Source organism: Gelidibacter sp., assembly GCF_035577925.1.
Lineage (GTDB): Bacteria > Bacteroidota > Bacteroidia > Flavobacteriales > Flavobacteriaceae > Gelidibacter.
Genome location: NZ_DATJCY010000023.1, coordinates 1 through 4,849, shown reverse-complemented (window position 1 = coordinate 4,849; position 4,849 = coordinate 1). Strand labels below are relative to the sequence as shown.

The following is a 4,849-nucleotide window of genomic DNA, read 5'->3' as shown; positions in this document are numbered from 1 at the left end:
AATCCGCCATATTCACGTGCAAAAGGAACACCTTGCGCCACACATTGGTCAATGATGTTTGCTGATACTTCTGCCAAACGGTAAACGTTGGCTTCACGTGAGCGGTAATCGCCACCTTTAACCGTGTCATAAAACAAGCGGTAGGTAGAGTCACCATCACCTTGATAGTTTTTTGCAGCATTGATACCACCTTGTGCAGCAATAGAGTGTGCACGTCGTGGCGAATCTTGAAAACAGAAAGCTTTTACGTTATAGCCTAATTCGGCTAAGGTAGCCGCTGCCGATCCTCCTGCCAATCCTGTACCAATAACGATAACATCAATGTTACGCTTGTTCGCAGGATTCACAAGGTTAATATTGTTTTTATAATTGGTCCACTTATCTGCAAGTGGCCCTTTAGGTATTTTAGAATCTAAAGCCATATTAGATGTTTTTTAGTTAAAATGAAGATAAAGTGCGATAAAAATAAAACCTAATGGGATAAGTATCGCATAAGCTTTTCCAAAACCTTTTAATCCTCTGGTATATTTATTGTTTGCACCAACCGATTGAAATGCAGAGCTAAACCCGTGCAATAAGTGTAATGCCAAAAACACAAAAGCAAGACAGTAAATGGCCACGCGCCAACCGTCTACAAATTTGTGGTGCAAATGGTCATAATATCTGAATTCGCCATTTGGAAGTAATCCGGACATATCACCATCAATAAATTTGACACTGATTTCTGGAAACCAAAAATCGTAAAAGTGAAGGCCTAGGAAAAGGAAAATCACACCACCGGTGTAAATCATGTTCCTACTCATCCAAGACGAATTGGCGTTGCCATTATTTTTGACATAACCAATGGATCTTGAACCTTTGTTTTTTATTTCCAGTACCAAACCCATTATAAAGTGGAATAAGACACCAAAAAGCAAAATAGGCTGCGCAATATACTGCACTACCCAATTGGTCCCCATAAAATGGGAAACCTCGTTAAAAGTGTCTGCACTAAATACCGAAAGGATATTGATTGCAAAATGTTGTACTAGGAAAATCATGAGGAAGAATGCAGAAAGCGCCATGGCAAACTTTCTTCCAACTGAAGAATTTAAAATTCCGCTCATCTTTTGAAGTTAGTTTATTGTATCGCAAAGATACAGTTCAAACGTTTGAAACCCAAAAATTAGAATCAAGTTACACTTATTTGGAATGATTTTAATTAGAAAGAGAAAAAGATAGGATTGTAAGATGGTAAATGCCGAAGTGTTTTAAACTTTTTTAGCAACATATAACGATGCACAACTAAAATATTCGCTCTTGATTTCGCCTATAAACTGAAATAAAAAAGAGAAATCTTGAAATAATTCATTCGATTCAAAAAATATCAAAATAGAAAACGCTTATACAAGATAGGGATACTTGCAAAACAACCTTGCTTTATTAAACAAAAAATGGTATTTTACGATAGTGATTTCTAATCTATAAACTATTTAATTTGAAATGAAAAATTTATCTATTTTTTTATTGGCAATTTTATTGATCAATTGCTCAGACAAGAAAGATGAGGTTCAATTGAACAGCGCTTGTGGTGATCGCATAATTATCAAAGAACTGACTGAAACCATCCCAGCAATAGTAAAGCATGTAAAGGACGGTGAGCCTTTTTATATGGGAAGTAAAATATACTACGAAATTGATGCGGAAACTTACTTGCCCGAAGTTTTTGGACAAAACAATATAAAACACATCAGGGTCTTTCCAATCAATAAAATAAACCGTGAAATAGATTCTCAAATAATGGTAAAAGGGACAATTACTTCCTGTCTCACAGGAGATCATGGGCTTTTGACCAATGATTATATAGGATTTTACTTGTTAGAACAGTAAAGAATGTCTCTTAAAAATCATTGAATATGAGGATTTGGAAATGTTTTTACAACAAATTGCATACTTCCACAGTATGCTGGATTAATAGAGTTTTATAACAAGTAAAATATTGCATTATGAAAACAAATATCTTAAAAATCTGTGTGTCTTTTATAGTTATAATTTCAATGCTAACTGCATGTCATAATGATGATGAGTCAAGTTCATTATATTATGTTGGCAAAGTGACGAGTCTTAATCGAGGTGATGGTTGTCAAAATATTATTGAAATCACTAAGAAAGCTGAAGATGGTGAATTAGGAAAAGGAGCTACAATATCGTTTAATAGGGAATTGTATGGTAGTACATTAAAAATAGGAGATAATGTATATTTTAAAATTATTGATTATAAGGATTTTGGAAATGTTTTTACAACAAATTGCGTACTTCCACAGTATGCAGCATTAATAGAATTTTATAACAAGTAAAATGCAGAATAATGAAAAATGTAGTAATCATATTATTAGGCATATTAATAATAAGCTGTTCAAGTAACGATACCGATATTGAGCAAAATTTATATTATTATGATCAAACAGGATGTTCTGATCCATGGAAAACAGGACAACATGATAGCAACGACAAAACCGCTCTGGAACTGAGAAAATATTTGGAAAATTTAGAGGTTATTGTTTTAGGCGTCAGTTTTAAAGATATATCAAAAAAAGGTGAAATGACATGTGATGCATGTACGTGCCTCACTGGAACACGTATAATAATAAATATCCATGAACATGACAGTGAAAAGATTGTTGACGTTGGATTTGAAAAATTGTAATCAATCAAAAAGTTATAAAAAGCTATTTAAACCATCAAACCTCACAGGTTTTAAAAACCTGTGAGGTTTTTTTTAAAAAGTCCTTTATTACTATTAAAACTTCAACCAAATCTGTCTAAGCCGGCACCAAATCAAACACATATCTATTAAGTTTTCTTAAAGTTTCCAATTTGTCGCTCGTATTGATCAGTAAAGAAATATTATTGCTGCTACCGCCGTAAGAAATCATCCGTACATTGACGTCTTGTAAAATCTGGAACAATTTTGGCGTATCAGGATGGTAAACAATATGGTTTCCTACAAGGCACACAATAGTTCGGAAACCATCAACTTCAACCAAGGCAAATTTTTCCAGCTCTTCCACAATTTCAGAAAGATGTTTGGTATCATCAATCGTCAAGGATATGGCAATCTCCGAAGTCGTAATCATATCAATGGACGTTTCGTGCTTTTCAAAAATCTCGAAAACTTTTTTCAAAAAACCATGTGCCAACAGCATTCTAGCTGATTTGATTTTAATGGCCGTAATACCATCTTTGGCGGCAATGGCTTTAATGCCTTCGCCATGGACTTTATTGGTAATCAACGTGCCATGGTCGGATGGTGATAAGGTGTTTTTTAATCGTACCGGAATATCCAAATCCCTCACGGGCATCACAGTTTGTGGATGCAATATTTTAGCCCCAAAGTAAGCCAGCTCGGCAGCTTCGTCAAAACAAAGATTGGAAATGGCATGGGTTTCTGGTACATAACGCGGATCATTATTATGAAAACCGTCAATATCGGTCCAAATCTGAACTTCTTCGGCTTTTAGCGCGGCACCAATAATGGTAGCGGTATAATCACTTCCGCCACGTTGTAAATTGGCGATATGTCCCTCGGCATCCAAGCAGATAAAACCTTGGGTAATATAAATATCAGCCTCAGGAAGTGCGTTGATGATGCGGTTAAAGTTTTGACGGATATAAAAATTGTCCGGCTCATTGAATTTGTCAACTCGCATAAATTCCAAAGCGGGCAATAAACAAACATTAAGACCTTCTTGTTTTAAAAATCGGCTAAAAATGAAGGTCGAAAGCAATTCGCCTTGCGCAATAATTTTGTTGGAAAGCAATGTAGAATAACCAGTATTCACCGCTCCTTTAAGGGTATCAAAAACAGATGACACGTAAGTTTCTACTTCTGTTTTCAACACTTCCTGATGAATTAATTGACTTACGATATGTTTGTATTTTTCATGAAGTTCCGAAATCTGCTCCAATGCATTTTCTATTTCCTTAAACTTGATACAATCGGCAATCGTGATCAACGCATTGGTCGTTCCGGACATGGCAGATAATACCACCACTTTGCGCTGGCCATCATTGATGATATTTTTGACATTGGTCATAGCTTCTATGGACCCTACTGATGTTCCTCCAAATTTTAAAACAAGCATAATTTTAGTTTTTAATGGGGCGAAAATAGAAGTAAGCTTTCTTTCTGCCATAAAAATTAAAATATTTGACTATTTTTATACAAAATGTTATATAATTAACAAATGAGAACAATTTCAGCGTGTGTTGGCGAATTATTGATGGCTCAGCCATTTTTAGAAGAAGCCTTGTCCAGAGGGATTATCAACTATTCGGCACTGGCAGAACAATGGGTAATTCCTATTGGTCAGATGCTCAAAAAACCGGTCAAATCAGGCGCCGTGATGATGGCTTTGCGCCGATACCAACCGCCCATCGATTTTGGAAATTCATTAAAACTAAAACGGGTTATTCAAAATTTGGGCGATATTACGGTGCGTTCTAATTTGACCGATTTCACTTTTCAGAACTCAAAAACCTTGAGCACAAGCCAATCCAAAATTTTAGAACACATGGATAATTATTCCAATGTGTTTTATGCTTTTACCTTGGGTATTTATGAAAGTAATATCATCATTACCACATCTCAAAAACACAATGTCCTGAATAGTTTTAAGGATGAAATTTTACTGGGAGAAAAAGCCGAATTATCAGCAATTACCATCAGTTTACCTTCGGACAACTCAAAAGTAACCGGATTATATTACCAAATATTTAAACGTTTGGCATGGGAAGGCATCGCTATTTATGAAGTCGTTTCTACTACCAACGAATTTACTATTTTGGTAGAAGACGATGTGGTTGACCG

At 35.3% G+C, this 4,849-nt stretch carries 7 protein-coding genes; 4 read left to right on the top strand and 3 right to left on the bottom strand.

Features of this window, described 5'->3' with window-relative positions; translation table 11 throughout:
* Both VNJ50_RS00590 and VNJ50_RS00585 read right to left on the bottom strand, forming a co-directional pair.
* On the bottom strand, positions 1-422 hold a 422-nt coding region (locus VNJ50_RS00590), incomplete at its 3' end, for an FAD-binding protein (RefSeq protein ID WP_325578045.1).
* A gap of 12 nt (positions 423-434) precedes the next feature.
* A complete protein-coding gene (locus VNJ50_RS00585; RefSeq protein WP_325578043.1) occupies positions 435-1,106 on the bottom strand; it encodes a succinate dehydrogenase cytochrome b subunit in 672 nt (223 codons plus the stop codon).
* Between the two features lie 376 nt (positions 1,107-1,482).
* On the opposite strand from VNJ50_RS00585, the gene VNJ50_RS00580 reads away from it, so the two are divergent.
* From VNJ50_RS00580 to VNJ50_RS00570, 3 genes are all read left to right on the top strand, one after another.
* Positions 1,483-1,869 (top strand): hypothetical protein, encoded by a 387-nt coding sequence (locus VNJ50_RS00580; protein WP_325578041.1) that lies wholly within the window; start codon positions 1,483-1,485, stop codon positions 1,867-1,869.
* Between the two features lie 116 nt (positions 1,870-1,985).
* Complete coding sequence (locus tag VNJ50_RS00575) at positions 1,986-2,336, top strand: hypothetical protein (protein WP_325578039.1); 351 nt, start codon at positions 1,986-1,988, stop codon at positions 2,334-2,336.
* 11 nt (positions 2,337-2,347) lie between these two features.
* Complete coding sequence (locus VNJ50_RS00570; RefSeq protein WP_325578037.1) at positions 2,348-2,686, top strand: hypothetical protein; 339 nt, start codon at positions 2,348-2,350, stop codon at positions 2,684-2,686.
* 115 nt (positions 2,687-2,801) lie between these two features.
* On the opposite strand, the gene VNJ50_RS00565 is transcribed toward VNJ50_RS00570, so the two are convergent.
* Positions 2,802-4,124 (bottom strand): aspartate kinase, encoded by a 1,323-nt coding sequence (locus VNJ50_RS00565; RefSeq protein ID WP_325578035.1) that lies wholly within the window; start codon positions 4,122-4,124, stop codon positions 2,802-2,804.
* Between the two features lie 102 nt (positions 4,125-4,226).
* On the opposite strand from VNJ50_RS00565, the gene VNJ50_RS00560 reads away from it, so the two are divergent.
* Positions 4,227-4,849 (top strand): hypothetical protein (locus VNJ50_RS00560; RefSeq protein ID WP_325578033.1); only part of this gene is annotated, 623 nt, incomplete at its 3' end.

Excerpts from the sequence above, each read along its gene's own strand:
- VNJ50_RS00575 (WP_325578039.1), top strand. The coding sequence starts at position 1,986 with ATGAAAACAAATATCTTAAAAATCTGTGTGTCTTTTATAGTTATAATT.
- VNJ50_RS00570 (WP_325578037.1), top strand. The coding sequence starts at position 2,348 with ATGAAAAATGTAGTAATCATATTATTAGGCATATTAATAATAAGCTGT.
- VNJ50_RS00565 (WP_325578035.1), bottom strand. The coding sequence starts at position 4,124 with ATGCTTGTTTTAAAATTTGGAGGAACATCAGTAGGGTCCATAGAAGCT.
- VNJ50_RS00585 (WP_325578043.1), bottom strand. The coding sequence starts at position 1,106 with ATGAGCGGAATTTTAAATTCTTCAGTTGGAAGAAAGTTTGCCATGGCG.
- VNJ50_RS00580 (WP_325578041.1), top strand. The coding sequence starts at position 1,483 with ATGAAAAATTTATCTATTTTTTTATTGGCAATTTTATTGATCAATTGC.